The 17908-nt window shown below is 67.6% G+C and carries 13 protein-coding genes; 6 read left to right on the top strand and 7 right to left on the bottom strand.

Features of this window, described 5'->3' with window-relative positions; translation table 11 throughout:
* Positions 1–8: 8 nt before the first annotated feature.
* The 4 genes from F0415_RS06650 to F0415_RS06635 all read right to left on the bottom strand — a co-directional run bounded on the left by F0415_RS06650 (position 9) and on the right by F0415_RS06635 (position 4801).
* On the bottom strand, positions 9–1892 hold the full coding sequence (locus F0415_RS06650; RefSeq protein WP_149860423.1) for a hypothetical protein: 1884 nt from the start codon (positions 1890–1892) through the stop codon (positions 9–11).
* Positions 1889–3724, bottom strand: a complete 1836-nt coding sequence (locus tag F0415_RS06645) for a hypothetical protein (RefSeq protein WP_149860422.1) — start codon at positions 3722–3724, stop codon at positions 1889–1891. Before F0415_RS06645 ends, F0415_RS06650 begins: the two co-directional genes overlap by 4 nt.
* Before the next feature lie 73 nt (positions 3725–3797).
* A complete protein-coding gene (locus F0415_RS06640; RefSeq protein WP_149860421.1) occupies positions 3798–4208 on the bottom strand; it encodes a pilin in 411 nt (136 codons plus the stop codon).
* A 185-nt stretch (positions 4209–4393) separates the two neighbouring features.
* On the bottom strand, positions 4394–4801 hold the full coding sequence (locus F0415_RS06635) for a pilin (protein WP_149860420.1): 408 nt from the start codon (positions 4799–4801) through the stop codon (positions 4394–4396).
* A 321-nt stretch (positions 4802–5122) separates the two neighbouring features.
* Here F0415_RS06635 and F0415_RS06630 point away from each other — a divergent pair, with 321 nt between their 5' ends.
* Positions 5123–8164: a spermine/spermidine synthase domain-containing protein gene (locus F0415_RS06630; RefSeq protein WP_149860419.1), complete on the top strand. Its 3042-nt coding sequence runs from the start codon at positions 5123–5125 to the stop codon at positions 8162–8164.
* Between the two features lie 12 nt (positions 8165–8176).
* Here the strand turns inward: F0415_RS06630 and F0415_RS06625 are convergent, their stop codons facing one another.
* Entirely contained in the window at positions 8177–9556 is a 1380-nt protein-coding gene (locus F0415_RS06625) for a sigma-54-dependent transcriptional regulator (RefSeq protein WP_149860418.1), read from the bottom strand.
* A gap of 49 nt (positions 9557–9605) precedes the next feature.
* Positions 9606–11252 (bottom strand): sensor histidine kinase, encoded by a 1647-nt coding sequence (locus F0415_RS06620; protein ID WP_149860417.1) that lies wholly within the window; start codon positions 11250–11252, stop codon positions 9606–9608.
* A 117-nt stretch (positions 11253–11369) separates the two neighbouring features.
* Between F0415_RS06620 and sucC the strand changes: the two genes are divergently transcribed.
* From sucC to F0415_RS06605, 3 genes are all read left to right on the top strand, one after another.
* The gene (gene sucC / locus F0415_RS06615; RefSeq protein ID WP_149860416.1) at positions 11370–12530 is read left to right on the top strand and encodes an ADP-forming succinate--CoA ligase subunit beta; all 1161 of its coding nucleotides are present in this window, start codon (positions 11370–11372) and stop codon (positions 12528–12530) included.
* Positions 12531–12539: 9 nt separating this feature from the next.
* The gene (gene sucD / locus F0415_RS06610) at positions 12540–13415 is read left to right on the top strand and encodes a succinate--CoA ligase subunit alpha (protein WP_149860415.1); all 876 of its coding nucleotides are present in this window, start codon (positions 12540–12542) and stop codon (positions 13413–13415) included.
* Between the two features lie 65 nt (positions 13416–13480).
* Positions 13481–15118: an NAD+ synthase gene (locus tag F0415_RS06605; protein WP_149860414.1), complete on the top strand. Its 1638-nt coding sequence runs from the start codon at positions 13481–13483 to the stop codon at positions 15116–15118.
* A 30-nt stretch (positions 15119–15148) separates the two neighbouring features.
* On the opposite strand, the gene F0415_RS06600 is transcribed toward F0415_RS06605, so the two are convergent.
* Complete coding sequence (locus F0415_RS06600) at positions 15149–15988, bottom strand: outer membrane protein assembly factor BamD (RefSeq protein WP_149860413.1); 840 nt, start codon at positions 15986–15988, stop codon at positions 15149–15151.
* A 67-nt stretch (positions 15989–16055) separates the two neighbouring features.
* Here F0415_RS06600 and rluD point away from each other — a divergent pair, with 67 nt between their 5' ends.
* Positions 16056–17045: a 23S rRNA pseudouridine(1911/1915/1917) synthase RluD gene (rluD, locus tag F0415_RS06595; RefSeq protein WP_149860412.1), complete on the top strand. Its 990-nt coding sequence runs from the start codon at positions 16056–16058 to the stop codon at positions 17043–17045.
* A gap of 3 nt (positions 17046–17048) precedes the next feature.
* The gene (pgeF, locus tag F0415_RS06590; RefSeq protein ID WP_425457831.1) at positions 17049–17867 is read left to right on the top strand and encodes a peptidoglycan editing factor PgeF; all 819 of its coding nucleotides are present in this window, start codon (positions 17049–17051) and stop codon (positions 17865–17867) included.
* The last annotated feature ends 41 nt before the right edge of the window (positions 17868–17908 follow it).

Below are 17908 nucleotides of genomic sequence, written 5' to 3'. Positions count from 1 at the left end.
CGCGATGGCTAGGGCGTTTCCTCGGCGACGAGGCCGCGTCGCCTGGCTTCCATCGCGGCGGCTGCCAGGTAGCGCGATTTCCCCTCTGTGGCGAGCGAGAAGAGGACGCGCTGGGCGTACTCCGGCGTCATCGTCGGGCTGGCCATGGCTGCCACGTAGAGACGTTCGGCCAGTTCCGGGGCCTGCAGGTAGGTGTCCGCGTGGTTGGCGAAGCCGAGGTAGGCCTCGGCGGTGGCGCCGCCCCGCTCGGCGAGGATCATGTAGGCCGAGGCCAGCCGCGCATCGTCGATGTCCAGACCCTTGAGGCGCTCGTTCAGGATGCCGGTGACGGACATCACTTCTTGCGGGCCGATGGGGTTGTTTCGCAGCTTGGCTTCCAGCCGGTCCCACCAGGCATCCCGGATCTCGCGGCCAGCGCCCGCCGACAACAGGATCAGGCCCTGCTCCGGGAGCGGAGAAGCTCCCGGGATGTGCGAGCCCCTTTCGAACTCCGCGAGGGCCAGGTCCAGGAAGGGCGAATCCGGACTTTCCATCGCATGCCGGGCATAGACGGCGCCGAGGTCGCTGCTGGCGCGGGAGGAGTTCGGGTTCCTGGAGACCATGTCCATGGCCAGTACCAAGGGATCTCCCCAGGTCGCTGCGCGGATGCCGCAGAGCGCGGCCAGCATCAGCACGATCACGCCTGCGGCGGTCGCCGCGGATTCAGGGCTCGGTCGCAGAGGCAGGGCCGTGGCGGCGCCGGCGACGGCGATGATGACGCCGAGGAGCGGCAGGTAGTTGCGATGCTCGAACGCGAGCTCGAGGTTCACGGCGCCGCTGGTGAGCAGGTGCGGGATGAAGAACCACATGATACCCAGCGCGAGGAGGGCGGCCTTCTTCCGGCATGTCCAGGCGAGGAAGGCAAGCGCGGCGAGGAAGAGGGCGCCCAGCAGCGTCGTCGGCGGGGCCAGCCACCCGGTCGATTTCGGGTAGTCGTCGTAATAGAACGGCATGCTGTCCGGCAGCGGCAGGAGTATCTGCCCGATGTAGGTCGGCAGGACCCGGAACTGGCTCAGCAGGCGTTCGTAGAGGGAGAAGTCGCGGTTGGTGAATGCGTCCGGGTTGCCGTAGCGGGGGACGATGACACCGAAGTACAGCAGCACGGCGACGACAGTGAAACAGGCATAACCCAGCTTCAGCAGGCGTCCGACCCGGGCATCGGTAGCCCGGAACTGCAAGATCGTCAGCTCCAGGGCAAGGGTGAGGAAGGGGAAGAGGCCAGCGGTTTCCTTCGCCAGCAGCCCGAAGCCGGCGCAGGCGAAGGCGAGGACGATCCATGGCCAGCCGCCCCGGCCTTCCGTCTGCAGCGAGCGGCCGCGCAGGTAAGCGAGCAGCCCCAGCAGGATGAAGAGCGCAGCAAGCATCTCCATGCGCTGGACCACATACAGCACCGACGACACCTGGATGGGGTGAAGGGCCCAGGCGGCACCCAGGGCCAGCGGCATCCAGGTCCTCCCCGCCATCATCATGGGCGCGTGCGCGAGCAGACGCCGCCAGAGCAGGAACACCAGCAGGGAATTGATCAGATGCACGATCAGGCTGTGCAGCTTGAACGCGAACGGATCCTTACCGCCGACGGCGTAGTCGAAAGCGAAGCCGATGGTCGCCAGGGGCCTGCCGATGGGCCCCTGGTAGGCGGAGGCGGCGCGGGCGAGGCTCTCGAAGTCGAAGGTTTCCGCGTGGATCTTCTTGTTGGCGACGATGTTGGCGAAGTCGTCGAACACGAAGTCGCCACTCAGGCCAGGCGAATAGACCAGCGCGACGAGGATGGCGAGGAGGGCGACCGAGCCCAGAAGGGGAAGCCTCCACGCGAAGCCCTGGTGTTGTTTGGCGGATGCGCTGGATGTCGTCATCGGGTCGTGGATTGGTAGGTTGCGGCCTGGGCCCTGAGCCAGGAAGCTTCTTCCGGGAAGCCTTGCTCGTCCAGGTAGGAGGAAAGCTCGGCGGCGAAGTTGGGATCGTCGCCGCCATGTTCGAGCGCGAGGGAAAACAGCTGCCTGGCCAGGGTCCGGTCTTCCAGCCGGGTCAGCGCGTGCATGCCGAAGGCGAAGTACTGGCTGGGCGGCAGGGCCATCCGGGTGGACAGGATGACGTAGGCCTCCGACAGCTGCCGGTCGTCCAGGGCCATTCCGCCCACCCGGAAATCCAGGAGGCTGGTGACGACGCTCATCTCCTGCGGCCCGATGGGTTGCGTGCGCAGCTTGTGCAGGATGCGCTCCCACCACTCGGGTTTGGCCGGCTTGCCCTGCTTCGCGGCCAGGATGAGCAGGCCCTGCTCGGGGATGGGCGAGGACCCCGGAAGCAGCGAGACCCGCTCGTACTCCGCCTCGGCCAGCGTATAGAACAGGTCGCTGTCGTCCGCGCCGGCCATCAGGGCGTAGGTATCGGCCAGCTGCGTGCCGGCGCGGGTGGAGCTCGGGTTGCGCTGCGCGAACTCCATGGCTAGGTGCAGGGGGTTACCCCAGCTGGCCGAGCGGATGGCGGTGATCGTGGCCAGGCCGGCGATGCCCAGGCAGGTCACGAGGGCAAGGGTCCTGGCCTCGGTCTTCGCCGGCAGCAGGCCGGCCAGGCCGAAGACGGCCAGGATGACGCCGAGGATGGCGAAGTAGTTCCGGTGCTCGAAGACCAGCTCCAGCGGCAGGTAACTGCTGGTGACCAGGTGGGCGCAAAGGAACAGGAGGACGCCGAGGCTGTAGATCGGGACCTTTTTCCGGGCCCACATGGCGCTGACCAGCAGGCTCAGCAGGAAGAGGCCGCCGAGCACGGTGGAGGCGGGCTCGAGCAGGCCCCGCGAGGCTTCGTACTGATCGTAGTAGAAGAGGTAGGAGGACGGGTTCGGCAGGAGGATCCAGCCCAGGTACATTGGAACGACCCGTAGTTGGGTGAGGACGCGCTCAAAGGCCGAATAGGGACGGATGGCATAGGTTTCGTCACCGACGAAAAGTGGCGCGAGACCCAGCGCGAGGATCACTGCGGCGGCGACCCAGACGGCATGGGCCAGCTTCCAGCGGCTCGACGTGCGGGCATCCTCGGCCCTGAACCCGAGGACGGTAAGCTCCAAGGCGAGTGCATAGGCAGGGAACAGCACGGCCGTCTCCTTGCACGCCAGCCCGAGGGCGAGCAGCGGAAGGCAGGTGGCCAGCAGGGGCCAGGCGCGGCGCCCCTGCATCTGCCGTACCCGTCCGCCGACATAGGCCAGCAGCGCGAGCAGGGTGAAAAGCAGCGCCAGCATCTCCATGCGCTGCACCACGTAGAAAACGGTGGACACCTGTAGGGGATGGACAGCCCAGAGCAGAGCCGCGGCGGCGGCAATCCATCCGCTGGCCCGCACGCCGGCCTGGGGTATCCGGAATACCTGCAGCAGCAATGCGAACACCAGCAGGGAGTTCACCAAGTGTACTGCCAGGCTTGAAAGCTTGTAGCCGAACGGTGCCTTCCCCCAGACCAGGTGGTCCAGGGCGAAGCTCAGCATCGGGAGGGGCCTGCCGACGCCGTGACGGAAGGACATCAGCGCCCGTTCCACCGACTCGGCGTCGATGGAGGTCATGTGCACATCGGCTTGATGGACGATATGGGCGTAGTCGTCGAATATGAAGCTGCCGGCCAGTCCCGGAAGGAAGCTCAGGGCGATAACCACCAGCAGCAGTGCGGGCGCTGCGACGCGACGCCAGGGTTTTGATGACATGTACTCGAGCCCGTCGATGTGTTGCCCCGCCCCTTCGTCAGGCGGCCACCGACAGGCCGACGACCGTCAGGGGTTACGGGTTGCAGCCCTCTGGCCGGTGCTTCTCGGAGGCGATGTCCGTGACGCAGCTCCAATGGCCGGAGCTGTTGCGTTGCAGGGTGACGACTTTGCCAGAGATTATCGGATTGCCGGTAAGCTGGCAGCGAATATAGCCGGAATCTCCGGGGCTTATGGAGATGGCACAGCGGGCGGTACTGCTGGGCAATCCAATATCAGCGGTGCTGTAGGACGTTATGCCCTCGGCCAAGAGCTTGGACTCGAAGGCGCTCCTGCCGGAGGAAATCTCGGCCAAGCCGGCAGCAGCCTGGGCGCGGATGTTGTAGTCCTGATAGGCGGGAATCGCGATCGCCGCGAGGATGGCGATGATTGCCACGACAATCATCAGTTCGATCAGGGTGAACCCCGAGTTCCTTGAGCCTTTCATTCACAGCCCCTCCCCATCAAGCAGGCTGAAGCCCAAACTGTCGGTAAGCCCCACGCACAAAGCGTGCCAACGGTTCCGGACCGGCAGCTGACACCACACCAACAGAGAAAACGGGGCGGGTTGGACCCCGCCCCGGAGTTCTCGCTGCGCTGGGGGCCGCCTCCAGCCTCCAGCGCCGCTGGGCATTACTGGCAACCGGTCGGCAGGTACTTCGGGTCCAGGCCCGGGATGGTGCAGTTGTAGGCACCGGAGTTGGTGCGGGTCAGGGTGACAACCTTGCCCACCACGCGCGGGTTGCCCGTCAGCGTGCACTTGATCGTGCCCGTGGCGCTGCCGGCGACCGCGATGGTCGAGCAGCGAGCGGTCGAGCCGCGCAGGCCGATGGAGTCCGTGGTGTTGAAGGTGGTCGAACCGCGGTTGATCTTCTCCTCGAACGCGGTGACGCCGCCACGGATGTCGGAAAGACCGGCAGCGACCTGCGAACGGGCGATGTAGTCCTGGTAGGCCGGCAGCGCGATGGCCGCCAGGATGGCGATGATCGCGACCACGATCATCAGCTCGATCAGGGTGAAGCCTTTCTGGATGTTCTTCATGGGTAAATCCCCTAGGTGGATTGTTGATCGCCCCTGCCGGACCGGGTCTTTCCAGTCCCTGGTCGGCCCCCCGTGCGGCATGGGCTTTCTGGGTGGTGCAACTTACGTGCCATTCCCGGAAGGGCATGGCACGCGCCGACTATAGGCACATGTAGGAACGCAAGGCCAGATGGAAGGGGGACAGGTCACGCTCGTTCTGTGAGGCAGGTCACAAAGTGACGAAAAGCGTCACTTTGTGACCAATGGTCTGATTTTTCGCCATTGCACCTTGGTCGGCTATGCTCCACAGCCCGGAACCACCAGCGATCAGGGGAGCGGCGCATGACGGGACGGCAGTTGGGGCTGGAGCGGGCCTTGCTCGCGTTGTTCGTGGCGTCCGGCTTTGCCGGCCTCATTTACCAGGCCATCTGGTCCCACTACCTGGGGCTGAGCCTGGGTCACGCCGCCTATGCCCAGACCCTGGTGCTGGCCATCTTCATGGGAGGCATGGCCTTGGGCGCCTGGCTGGTGTCCCGGCGCGGCGCCCGCTGGCGGCGGCTGATCTTCGCCTACGCGGTGGTCGAAGTCCTGATCGGCCTGGCGGGGTTGGTCTTCCACCCGCTGTTCCTGGCCTATACCGATCTTTCCCAGGAAGTGGTCTACCCGGCCCTGGATTCGGTGGCGGCCGTCAGGGCCTGGCAGTGGGGCAGCGCCGCCCTGCTGATCGCACCCCAGTCCATCCTGCTGGGCATGACCTTCCCGCTCATGAGCGGCGGCTACCTGCGAGTGGCGCCCATGGCCGACGGCGAGATCCTGGGTGGCCTGTACTTCACCAACAGCCTGGGCGCGGCCTTCGGCGCCCTGTTCGCCACCTTCGTGCTGCTGCCCTGGGTGGGCATGCCGGGGGCAGTGGCCACGGCTGGAGTGGTCAACCTGGCGGTGGGCCTGCTGGCCTGGGCCGTATCGCGTCGGGCCGATGCCCAGCCGCCGGGGCCGACCGCCGCCGCGCCGGCGCCGACCGCGGCGGGACAGGCCGACGCTGCCGGAAACCGGGCCGGCTTCTACCGGATGATGCTGCTGGCGGCCCTGCTTACCGGGGCCACCTCCTTCGTGTACGAGATCGGTTGGGTGCGCATGCTCAACCAAGCGCTCGGCACCACGGTGCACTCCTTCGAGCTGATGCTGGCAGCCTTCATCCTGGGCCTGGCCTTCGGCGGCCTGTGGGTGCGACGGCGCAGCCAGCGGGTACGGGACCCGGCCAGTTATGCCGGTCATGCCCAAGTACTCAAGGGACTGATGGCCCTGCTGTCCATACCGGTCTTCGCCCAGAGCTTCCACTGGGTAGGCCTGCTGGTGAACAACCTGCCCAAGACCGAGGCGGGCTACACGCTGTTCAGCCTGGGCAGCGGCGGTATCGCACTGGCGGTGATGTTCCCGGCCGCTTTCTTCGCCGGCATGACGCTGCCGTTGTTCACCATGGCGCTGCTGCGCAAGGGCGCCGGCGAGGCCAGCATCGGCCGCATCTACGCCGCCAACACGCTGGGCGCCATCCTGGGCGTGTTCTTGGCGGTGCACGTGCTGATTCCGGCGATGGGGCTTCGGCTGGCGGTGACGCTGGCGGCGCTGGTGGACATCGCCCTCGGTATGTGGCTCCTCATGACCGTGGTCCGTACCACGGCTTCGGGTCGTATCCTGACGCTTGGCGCCAGTAGTGCGCTAGTCGTGATTCTTAGCCTGTACTTGGGTGGTGTCGACCCGCGAAGCCTCGCTTCGGGCGTTTTCCGCCATGGCAACGCCACGCTCGCGGAGGGTTCCGAAGTGCATTTCCTGCGCGACGGGAAGACTGCAACGGTGGCCTTTGTCGCGAGGTCAACCATAGGGATCATTTCCACCAACGGTAAGCCGGATGCATCCATCCAGATGCTGTATGGCGGGGATCCAACAGACGACGAGATCACAATGGCGATGGCAGCTGCACTGCCGCTTGCGCTGCACCCAAGGCCAGATGAGATAGCCAACATCGGCTGGGGATCAGGGATGACCACCCACATCCTGCTGGGAAGTGAGCTCCCTAAGCGCGTTGATTCCATTGAGATCGAAAAGGCAATGATCGACGGCGCAGCGAATTTCGGTACGCGCGTGGGGCGTGCTTACCGTGATCCACGGTCGGTGATGCATATAGACGATGCACGCACCTACTTTTCTACCGGCCGTAGGCGCTACGACGTCATTATTTCAGAGCCGTCGAACCCTTGGGTCAGCGGCGTATCCAGTCTGTTCACCAAAGAGTTCTATGGGTTCCTGCGAGGTCACCTCAAGCAAGGCGGCATGCTGGTCCAGTGGATGCAGCTGTACGAGCTCGATGATGAATTGTTGACGACGATGCTGGCGGCATTACTGTCCGAGTTTCCTCACGTCCAAGCCTACACGACCAATGGAGCGGACATGCTTTTCGTGGCATCGGAGCAGCCATTGGGCGAGCTAGACGTTGATCGGTTGACTTCGTACGAGCCGCTGAAGGACGAGCTCAGTCGCCTGGGCCTGGGTAACCGGGGCGACTTCATCGTCCGGCAGGTCGGTAACAGGGACGCTCTTTTGGCCATCAATGCGCTCTACGGCGCAGTGGCTCACTCCGACTTTTATCCGACAGTGGCGCTTCAGGCACCCAAGGCACGTTTCATGGGCCAGTCGGTACAAAGTCTACGGACGCTTTCGTACGCTGGGTTGCCGGTCCTGGAGTTTACCTCGGCCATCCGGCCGGCTCATGCTTCCGATCGGGTCACGCCGGGTAGCGACCGGGCTGGGGCCAACGAATACTGGATCGCGAATGCGGTGGTCGGGGCACTACGCGGCGAGTCGACAGAGCACCTGTATGCGCTGGAGCCCCAGGTGGGGCAACAAGTAGCGCTGTTGCTGGAGCTTTCGGCCAAGGCGCAGCTGAGCGACAGCGACTTCGACCGCTGGCTTACTGCTGCGGTCGTAGCTTCCGATTATTCGCTCAGATTCCTGCCCCCGGAAGACCATGTCGCCGCATGGTTGGAGCCGAAGTGGATCATGGCCAGTTCCTCAGGCAGAGAAGATCTAGCGGCAGTACTGGAAGCTTATGCAGCAACTGCCTCTAGGGACGGGGCCAGAATGGAGCAGGCTGGGCTTGCTGCCCTGAAGGAACTTGGCCCGAGGCGTCCACCGGCAGCCAGGGAGCAGATGTTGGTGATCTCGATCCTCGGCGCCATCGCTCGAGGAGACCTGGACCGTGCAGAAGCGATTGAAAGGGAGTATGGCGGCTCAGTACCCTCAGTTTCCCATTACGGCTTCGTCCGCGCCTACCTCCTGGCCTGGATCGACGTGCAGCGGCAGAAGCGGCAGCAGGGACAGGGCGGCTGAGCCGCCCCCCATTCACTCGATCCCCAGCTTCTTGAGCTTGTACCGCAGCGCCCGGAAGGTGATGCCGAGCTGGGCGGCGGTTTTGGTCTTGTTGTAGCGGTTGGCCTCGAGGGCGCGCTGGATGGTTTCCCGTTCCATCTGCTCCATCACCTCGGGCAGCGGGGCGCCGTCGGGGCCGGTGGGCAGGCCGGCGGCCGGCGGCGGCTGCAGGGGGCGCAGGGGCGCGTCGGCTTCCTGGCCGATCAGCTGGTCCACCTGCGGCAGGTACAGGTCCACCGCTTCGATGGTGGCGTTGTCGCAGAGGGCGACGGCGCGTTCGAGGATGTTCTCCAGCTCGCGCACGTTGCCCGGGAAGGGATAGGCCAGCAGGGCGGCCTCGGCTTCCTCGCTCAGCTGCGCCGGCGTGCCGTCGCCGGCCAGGCGCTTGAGGATGGCCTGGGCGATCAAGGGGATGTCTTCGCGGCGCTGGCGCAGCGGCGGCACCGCCAGTTCGATCACATTGATGCGGTAGTACAGGTCCTGGCGGAACTTGCCTTCCTCCACCAGCCTGGCCAGGTTCTTGTGCGTGGCCGAGAGGATGCGCACGTCCACCGGCTGCTCGGAGGGCGCGCCGATCGGCCGCACGGTCTTTTCCTGTATCACCCGCAGCAGTTTCACCTGCATGTGCAGGGGCAGCTCGGCCACCTCGTCCAGGAACAGGGTGCCGCCCTGGGCCACCTGGAACAGGCCGTCCTTGTCGGCATGCGCGCCGGTGAAGCTGCCCTTGCGGTGGCCGAACAGTTCGCTCTCCATCAGCTCGGAAGGGATGGCGCCGCAATTCACCGGCACGAAGGGGCCGCCGGCGCGCGAGCCCTGCTCGTGAATCAGCCGGGCCACCAGTTCCTTGCCCACGCCGGATTCGCCGCTGATGTACACCGGCGCCTGGCTGCGGGCGACCCGGCCGATGGTCTGGCGCAGCTGCTGCATGCGCGGGGAGTCGCCCAGCAGTTTGGCGCTGGCCGGGCCGGCCGTCCTGCGCTGCTGGTTCAATTCCAGGGCGTGCTGCACCAAGCGGCGCAGCACGGCCAGGTCCACCGGCTTGGTGACGAAGTCGAAGGCACCGGCCTTGAGCGCGTTCACGGCCGCTTCCACGTTGCCGTAGGCGGTGATCATGGCCACCGGCAGTTCGGGATAGCGCTGCGCGATCAGTTCGATCAGCTCCTGGCCGGAACCGTCGGGCAGGCGCATGTCGGTCAGGCACAGGTCGTACTTGTCCTGGGCCAGCTGCGCCTTTGCCGAACTGAGGTCGGCGGCGGTGTCCACGCGCAGGCCCATGCGGCCCAGGGTCAGGACCAGCAGTTCCCGGATGTCGCGTTCGTCGTCGACGATGAGGGCGCTGCGGGGGGTGCTCATGCGGTCCGGGGGGCGGGAGATGCCGATACCTTAGCCCAGGCGGCACGTCTCAGGCCAGATTGAGCCGCCCTCCCGGGCTGCCGGCCTCCTGGTTCTGCACCAGGTTCATGCCAGGGGGCAGCACGATCCGGAAGCAACTGCCGCCGCCCGGCACCGGCTGGTAGGTCAGCGAGCACTGATTGGCCTCGCACAGTTGCCGGGCGATGTACAGGCCCAGGCCGGTGCCGTGTTCGGAGGTGGTGTAGAAAGGCGTGAAGATCTGCTCGGCCACGGCGGCGGGAATGCCCGGGCCACGGTCTATGACGTTCAGTTCGGGCGGGGCCCCGGGCGGGCCGGAGCGTACCGCCACGGTCACCCGGGCCGGTTCGTCGGGCAGGCGGCCGTAGGTCAGGGCGTTGGTCACCAGGATGGTCACCACCTGGTGCAGGTGCCGCGGGTCGGCCATGGCCAGGGTCGGGCGCTCGGCCACGGCCTGCAGGATGTCGCGCTCCAGCGGATGGCTGGCGCGGTATTCGTCCACGAAGCGGCGGACGAACTGCGCCAGGTCCAGGGTTTCCGGCTGCGAGCGCTCGCGCCGGGCCAGGCCCAGGATGTCCTGGACGATGCCGTTCATGCGCTGGCACTGGGTGTGGATGATTTCCAGCAGGCGGCGGTCGGCCTCGGGCAGGTTTTCCGATTCCTCCAGCAGTTGCACCGAGTAGTTGATCGCCGCCAGCGGGTTGCGGATCTCGTGGGCGATACTGGCCGAGAGGCGGCCCAGGGTGGCCAGGGTCAGCTCCTCGGCCCGGCCGGAGAAGACCCGGCTGTCTTCGAGGAAGATCAGGTACAGGTTGTCGCTCAGGCCCAGGGCGACGAAACGTGGCAACACCTCCGGGGCGCCTTCGGCCAGGGTCATGGCCTTGGGGATTTCGCCGCGACCACCGCGCCAGCGGGCCAGGGCCTTGTGCAACTCCGGTGCGACGTCGGCCAGCTGCTTGCGCTCGGGCGAGGGCTTGCCCAGCAGCGCCCAGGCCGCCTCGTTGCAGATCTTCACTTGGTGGTTGCCGTCCACCACCAGGATACCGGTGCGCATGCGCCGGATCACCAGTTCGTTGATCTCGGCCTGATTGGCCAGCTCCTCCCCGCGTCGCTCGGCCAGCGCCTGGGATTCGCGCATTTGCCGGCTGAGCAGCTCGCACAGCACGGCGGTCGCCAGGTAGGTCACCGAGAACATCACCGATTCGGCGATGGGCCTGGCGTTGAACGGATCCATGGCACGCACGTACAGGCTGTCGGCCAGCACCACCAGGGCCGCCGCCGAGGCGAAACCCAGTCCGGCCCGCTGCGGCAGGATCAGCGCGCCGGCGCCGACATTGAACAGCAGCAGCAGGGCAATGCCGCCCTGGCTGCCGCTGGTGGCCGCCAGCACCAGGGCGGCCACCACCAGGTCGGTGCCCAGGCCGATGGCCGCCTGCTGGGCGGGGCTGAGCTGGCTGCGGTAGCTGGCCACCAGCAGAGCGATGGCCATCACCATGTACAGCACCACCACCGAGCGCAGCAGCGTCGGCTCGCTGATCTGCAGCAGGTATTCGCCCATGGGCGAGAACGCCACCAGGGCCAGCAGCGCCGCTTCCAGCACCCGGTACAGGGTGAAGAAATACAGCTCCCGCCGCTGCGGCGGCACGTTCGGCGCGGGGGCGGGGCGGGGGGCGGCCATGGCCGGCAGTATGCCACCGGCCCCGGGGGCTTTTTTGCCTTTGCCGGGGCGAGCGGCGAAAATACGCGCCCTTTCCGGAGCCCGCTCCGGCCCCGAGTCCCAACAGCAGGTGGTTGCATGAACTTCCACGAATATCAGGCCAAGCAGCTGTTCGCCGAGTACGGCATCGCCGTGCCGGCCGGCCGCGTCGCCCGCACACCCGAGGAGGCCGTGGACGCGGCCAAGGCCATCGGCGGCGATTTCTGGGTGGTCAAGGCGCAGATCCATGCCGGCGGCCGCGGCAAGGCCGGCGGCGTCAAGCTGGCCAAGACCCTCGACCAGGTGCGTGAATACGCCAAGGGCATGCTCGGCACCCGCATGGCCACCTACCAGACCGCCGGCGTCGAGCTGCCGGTGGATTCGGTGCTGGTGACCCAGGCCACCGACATCGCCAAGGAGCTGTACCTGTCGGTGCTGGTGGACCGCTCAGCCAAGGCCGTCACCTTCATCGCCTCCGCCGAGGGCGGCGTCGAGATCGAGAAGGTGGCCGAGACCAATCCCGATGCGATCAAGACCGTGCACGTGAACTACGTGCAGGGCCTGCAGCCCTACCAGTGCCGCGAGCTGGGCTTCGCCCTTGGCCTGAACGCCAAGCAGGTGAACCAGCTGACCAGGATCATGCTGGGCCTGTACCGGCTGTTCAACGAGAAGGATCTGTCGCTGGTCGAGCTCAACCCGCTGGCCATCCTCGACAACGGCGACCTGGCCGTGCTCGACGGCAAGATCAACTCCGACGACAACGCCAGCTTCCGGCACCCGGAGCTGACCGCCATGCGCGACATCCGCCAGGAAGACGAGACCGAGGTGCTGGCCAGCCAGCACGACCTCAACTACGTCACCATGGACGGCAATATCGGCTGCATGGTCAACGGTGCCGGCCTGGCCATGGCCACCATGGACGTGATCAAGCTCAACGGCGGCGCGCCGGCCAACTTCCTGGACGTGGGCGGCGGCGCCAACAAGGAGCGCGTCACCGAGGCCTTCAAGCTGATCCTGCGCGACCCGGACGTGAAGGCCATCTTCGTCAACATCTTCGGCGGCATCGTCCGTTGCGACATGATCGCCGAAGGCATCATCGCCGCGGTCAAGGAAGTGGACGTCAAGGTGCCGGTGGTGGTGCGCCTGGAAGGCACCAACGTCGAGAAGGGCAAGGAGATCCTCAAGAACTCCGGCCTGGCCATCACCCCCGCCGACGACATCAACGACGGCGCCAGGAAGGCCGTCGCGGCCGCCGCCTGAGGAAAATCCATGAGCGTTCTCGTCAACAGCAAGACCCGCGTCATCGTCCAGGGTTTCACCGGCCAGCAGGGCACCTTTCACGCCGAGCAGATGCTCGACTACGGCACCAAGGTCGTGGGCGGCGTCACCCCGGGCAAGGGCGGCAGCGAGCATCTTGGCCTGCCGGTTTTCAACACGGTGCGCGACGCGGTCGAGGAGACCGGCGCCGACGCCTCGGTCATCTACGTGCCGCCGGCGTTCGCGGCCGATGCCATCCTGGAGGCCGCCGACGCCGGCATCCGGGTCATCGTCGCCATTACCGAGGGCATCCCGGTGCTGGACATGCTGCGGGTCAAGAACACCCTGCGCGGCTACGACGACGTAGTGCTGATCGGCCCCAACTGCCCCGGCATCATCACCCCGGGCGAGTGCAAGATCGGCATCATGCCGGGCCACATCCACAAGCCCGGCAAGGTCGGCATCGTCTCCCGCTCGGGCACCCTGACCTACGAGGCGGTCAAGCAGACCACCGACGCCGGCCTGGGCCAGAGCACCTGCATCGGTATCGGCGGCGACCCGATCCAGGGCATGAACTTCATCGACGCCCTGCAGCTGTTCCAGGACGATCCGCAGACCGAGGGCATCATCATGGTCGGCGAGATCGGCGGTACCGCCGAGGAAGAGGCGGCCGAGTTCATCGCCGCCAACGTCACCAAGCCGGTGGTCGGTTTCATCGCCGGCGCCTCGGCGCCTCCTGGCAAGCGCATGGGCCATGCCGGCGCGATCGCCTCGGGCGGCAAGGGCACGGCGGCCGGCAAGTTCGCCGCGCTGGAGAAGGCCGGCGTCGCCACGGTGAAGTCGCCGGGCGATCTGGGCGCCGCCATCGCGGCGCGGCTGAAGCGGTAATAGACTCGCGACGTCGTGGACGGAAGGGCCGCCGCGGGCGGCCCTTCGCTTTCCGGAGCCCCGAGATGCCCCGCCAACTCCGCCTCGCCCTCGCCCAGTTCGACTTCCCGGTTGGCGACGTCACCGGCAATGCCCGCCGCATCGCCGCCCTGGTGGCCGAGGCGAGAGACCTGCACAAGGCCGACCTGGTGCTGTTCCCGGAGCTGGCGCTGAGCGGTTACCCGCCCGAGGACCTGGTGCATCGCCCGGCCTTCCTGGCCGCCTGCGAGAAGGCACTGCACGACCTGGCCGGGGCCTGCACCGGCATCGCCGCGATCGTGGGCTGGCCCGAGGCGGCCGGGCCGGTGGTCTACAACGCCGCCAGCCTGCTGCGCGACGGCCGCGTCGAGGCCACCTACCGCAAGCGCGAGTTGCCCAACTATGCCGTGTTCGACGAGCGCCGCTACTTCGCCGTCGATCCGGACGGCGGCCCGCTGGTGTTCGAACACAGGGGCGTGCAGGTCGGTCTGGTGGTCTGCGAGGACCTGTGGTTCGCCGAACCTCTGGCCGATACCGCGGCAGCCGGCGCCGAGCTGGTGCTGGTGCCCAATGCCTCGCCCTACGAAAGCGACAAGACCGCCCAGCGCGACGCCCTGCTGGCACAACGCGTGCACGAGACCGGACTGGCCCTGGCCTACCTGAACCTGGTCGGCGGCCAGGACGAGCTGGTGTTCGACGGCACGTCGGTGCTGGCCGACGGCGACGGCGGTGTCCACCCGGCCGCCTGCGCTTTCCGCGACCACTGGCTGGTGGCCGACTACGACGCCGACAGCCGACGGTTCACCCGCGTGTTGTGGCCGGAAGAGCAGGACGAATCGCGGGAGTCCCTGGCCTGGCGGGCGATCGTACGGGCGATCCGCGACTACTGCGGCAAGAACGGCTTCCGCAACGTCTGGCTGGGCCTGTCCGGCGGCGTTGACTCCGCCCTGGTCCTGGCCCTGGCGGTGGACGCCCTGGGCCCGGGCAACGTCACGGCGGTGCGGCTGCCCTCGCGTTACACCAGTGGCCTGAGCAACGACCTGGCCGAGGAGCAGGCGCGCATGCTCGGCGTGCGCCTGGAGACCCTGGCCATCGAGGCGCCGTTCACCGGCTTCCTGCAGGCGCTGGCGCCGCTGTTCGAAGGATTGCCGGCCGGGGTGGCCGAGGAAAACCTGCAGTCGCGCTGCCGCGGCGCCTTGCTGATGGCCCTGGCCAACAAGTTCGGCGGTCTGCTGCTGACCACCGGCAACAAGAGCGAGTACGCGGTCGGCTACGCCACCATTTATGGCGACATGTGCGGCGGCTTCGCCCCGATCAAGGACCTGTACAAGACCGAGGTGTTCGCCCTGTGCCGCTGGCGCAATCGGCAATCGCCGGCGATCCCCGCGCAGGTCATCGCCCGGCCGCCCTCGGCCGAGCTGCGCGAGAACCAGACCGATCAGGACTCGCTGCCGCCCTACGAGGTGCTGGACGGCATCCTGGTGCGTTACGTGGACCGGGAGTTGTCGCCGGCCGAAATCGTCGCCGAGGGTTACGACCCGGCCACGGTCGCTCGCGTGTTGCAGTTGCTGCGGGCGAACGAGTGGAAGCGCCGGCAGTCGGCGCCCGGGCCCAAGCTTTCGCGCCGGGCCTTCGGCCGCGAGCGGCGTTATCCGATCAGCTCGGGCTGGCGCGACCCGGCCTGAGCCGGCGCCGGCGCGCCGGCATGCTTTCGGTCACTTGCTGCCGAAGGGGTTGAGCTTGCCGAGCAATCCGCGCCCCTCGGGCCAGTTGCCGGCCAGGTAGGGATGCTCGGGGTAATTCAGCTGCAGCACCTGGCGGGCGTCGTCGGCCAGGGGCCCCTGGCCCAGTCGGGTATAGGCCTCGGCCATCAGGGCCAGGGCGTCGCCCTCGTGTTCGCTCTGCGGGTACTGCTGCAGTATGTATTTGCCGCGGTTGGCCGCGGCCAGCCAGGCGCCGCGGCGCAGGTAGTACAGGCCGACCTTGAGTTCGTACCGCGCCAGGCGGTTGCGCAGGAAGATCATGCGCTGGCGGGCGTCCGGGGCGTAACGGCTGTTCGGGTAGCGGCGAACCACCTCGGCGAAGTCGTTCAGGCTCTGCTGGGTGGCGCCGAGGTCGCGCGAGGCCAGGTCCTGGCGGGCCATGCGCAAGAGCATGCCCGAGCCGCGCTCGAAGTTGACCAGCGCCTTCAGGTAGTAGGCGTAGTCGATGTGGCGGTGGGTCGGGTAGGTGCGGATGAAGCGATCGATGGTGGCCGTCGCCTCCTCGGGGCGGTTCAGCTTGTACTGCGAATACGCCAGCTCCAGCTGCGCCTGCTCGGTGTAGGGGCCATAGGGGAACCGGGCGACCAGGCGCTGGTAGTACTGGGCAGCGCGGTTGAAGTTGCCCCCGCTCATGGACGCGTGCGCCTCGGCGTACATCTGCTCCACCGGCAGGGTTTCGGTGGGGTCTTCCTTGTCGCCGCCGAACCAGCCGCTGATGGTCTTGCAGCCGGCCAGGCCGGCAACGAGCAGGAGGATGAGGGCGAAGCGGGTCGCTTGCTGGATACGGGTCATCAGGGATCGGCCGGCGCTGGGGTCGGGAGTTCGGGGATAATACCGGAACTTCTCCGGGGCCCGTACCATGACTCAGGACACCGACGCCGAGGACGCCGAACGCGAGCTGCTGGAGGCCAGCATCCCGCCGGAATCGGCCGGCCGGCGCTTCGACCAGGTGCTGGCCGAGCTGTTTCCCGACTTTTCCCGATCCCGCCTGGCTGAATGGATCAAGTCCGGCGACGCCCTGCTGGACGGTCGCAGGGTCAAACCGAAGGAGCCGGTGCGAGGCGGCGAACCCATCACCCTGGCAGTGCGCCTGTCGGTGGAAACGGACGCCGAGCCGGAGGCACTTCCCTTGGCGGTGCAGTACCAGGACGAAGACGTGATCGTCCTGGACAAGCCGGCCGGCCTGGTGGTGCACCCGGGTGCGGGCAATCCCCGCGGCACCCTGGTCAACGCGCTGCTGCACCACGATCCGCGCCTGGCCGAGTTGCCGCGGGCCGGCGTCGTGCACCGGCTGGACAAGGACACTTCCGGCCTGATGGTGGTGGCGCGCAGCCTGCGTGCCCACGCCTCGTTGGTGGAGCAGCTTTCCGGCCGTGAGGTGCACCGGCAGTATCTGGCGGTGGTCCAGGGCAGCATGGTGGCCGGCTCGACCGTGGACGCCCCGATCGGCCGTCACCCCACCGACCGGATCCGCATGGCGGTGCTGCGCGAGGGCGGCCGCGAGGCGGTCACCCATTACCGTGTGCGCGAGAAGTTCCGTGCCCACACCCTGGTGGAGTGCCGGCTGGAAACCGGCCGCACCCACCAGATCCGCGTGCACATGGCCCATGCCCGGCATCCGCTGGTGGGCGACCCGCTTTACGGCGGCGCGTTCCGGCTACCCAAGGCCGCCACCGAGGAACTGGCGGCCCAGCTTCGCGGTTTCCGCCGCCAGGCCCTGCATGCGGAGAAGCTGGCCTTCCGGCATCCGGCCAGCGGTGAGACCCTGGCCTTCGAGACGCCGATGCCGGCCGACATGCAGGCGCTGGTACGGGCCTTGCGCGCCGACACCGCGGCCTTCAAGGGCTGAATCGTGGTTGCCCGGGGCTGGCTGGAAGCCGACTGGCCGGCGCCGCCCGGGGTCCGGGCCGGCATCAGCCTGCGCGATGGCGATGGCGTTTCCGCGCCGCCCTACGACCGGCTCAATCTGGGCATGAACAGTGGCGACGAGCCGCAGGCGGTGCGGGAGAACCGGGCGCGGCTGGCGGCAATGCTCGGCCTGCCCTCGGAGCCGGTGTGGCTGCGGCAGGTGCATGGCGTGGGCGTGTTCGTGATGGATGCCGAAGTGGCCGGCAAGGCGGCGGATGCCGCGGAGACTGCGGACCGCGGGGCGGATGCCGCCGGCAGGCCTGCGCCTGCGGCGGAACTGCCGGAGGCCGACGCTGCTGTCACCCGCCGGCGCGGTACGGTGCTGGCCATCCTGACCGCCGATTGCCTGCCGGTGGTGTTTGCCGCTGCCGATGGCGGCGAGCTCGCCGCCGCCCATGCCGGCTGGCGCGGCCTGGCGGCGGGTGTGCTGGAAGCGACGGTGGCGGCCATGGCCACGCCGCCGGCGCGGCTGCGGGTCTGGCTGGGCCCGGCGGCGGGACCGGCGCGCTATGAGGTCGGTCGGGAGGTCTACGAGGCCTTCACCGGCCCCGATCCCGGCGCCGCCACCGCCTTCGCGCCCACCCGGCCCGGGCACTGGCGGATGGATCTGTTCAGCCTGGCCCGGCGCCGGCTGGCAGCCCTGGGCGTAAGGAACGTGCACGGCGGCGGCCTGTGCACCATCTCCGACCCCGCCCGCTTCTACTCCCACCGCCGCGACCAGCGCACCGGCCGGATGGCCACCGTCGCCTGGATCCTCCCCTGATCCGACCCTTTGTTCTGACCCTTTGTTCTGACCCTTTGTTC

Origin of the sequence: Arenimonas fontis, from assembly GCF_008386465.1 — a bacterium.
GTDB classification, from domain to species: Bacteria; Pseudomonadota; Gammaproteobacteria; order Xanthomonadales; family Xanthomonadaceae; genus Arenimonas; species Arenimonas fontis.
The sequence above is the reverse complement of the archived record's forward strand: the minus strand, read 5'-3'. Positions and strand labels throughout refer to the sequence as shown.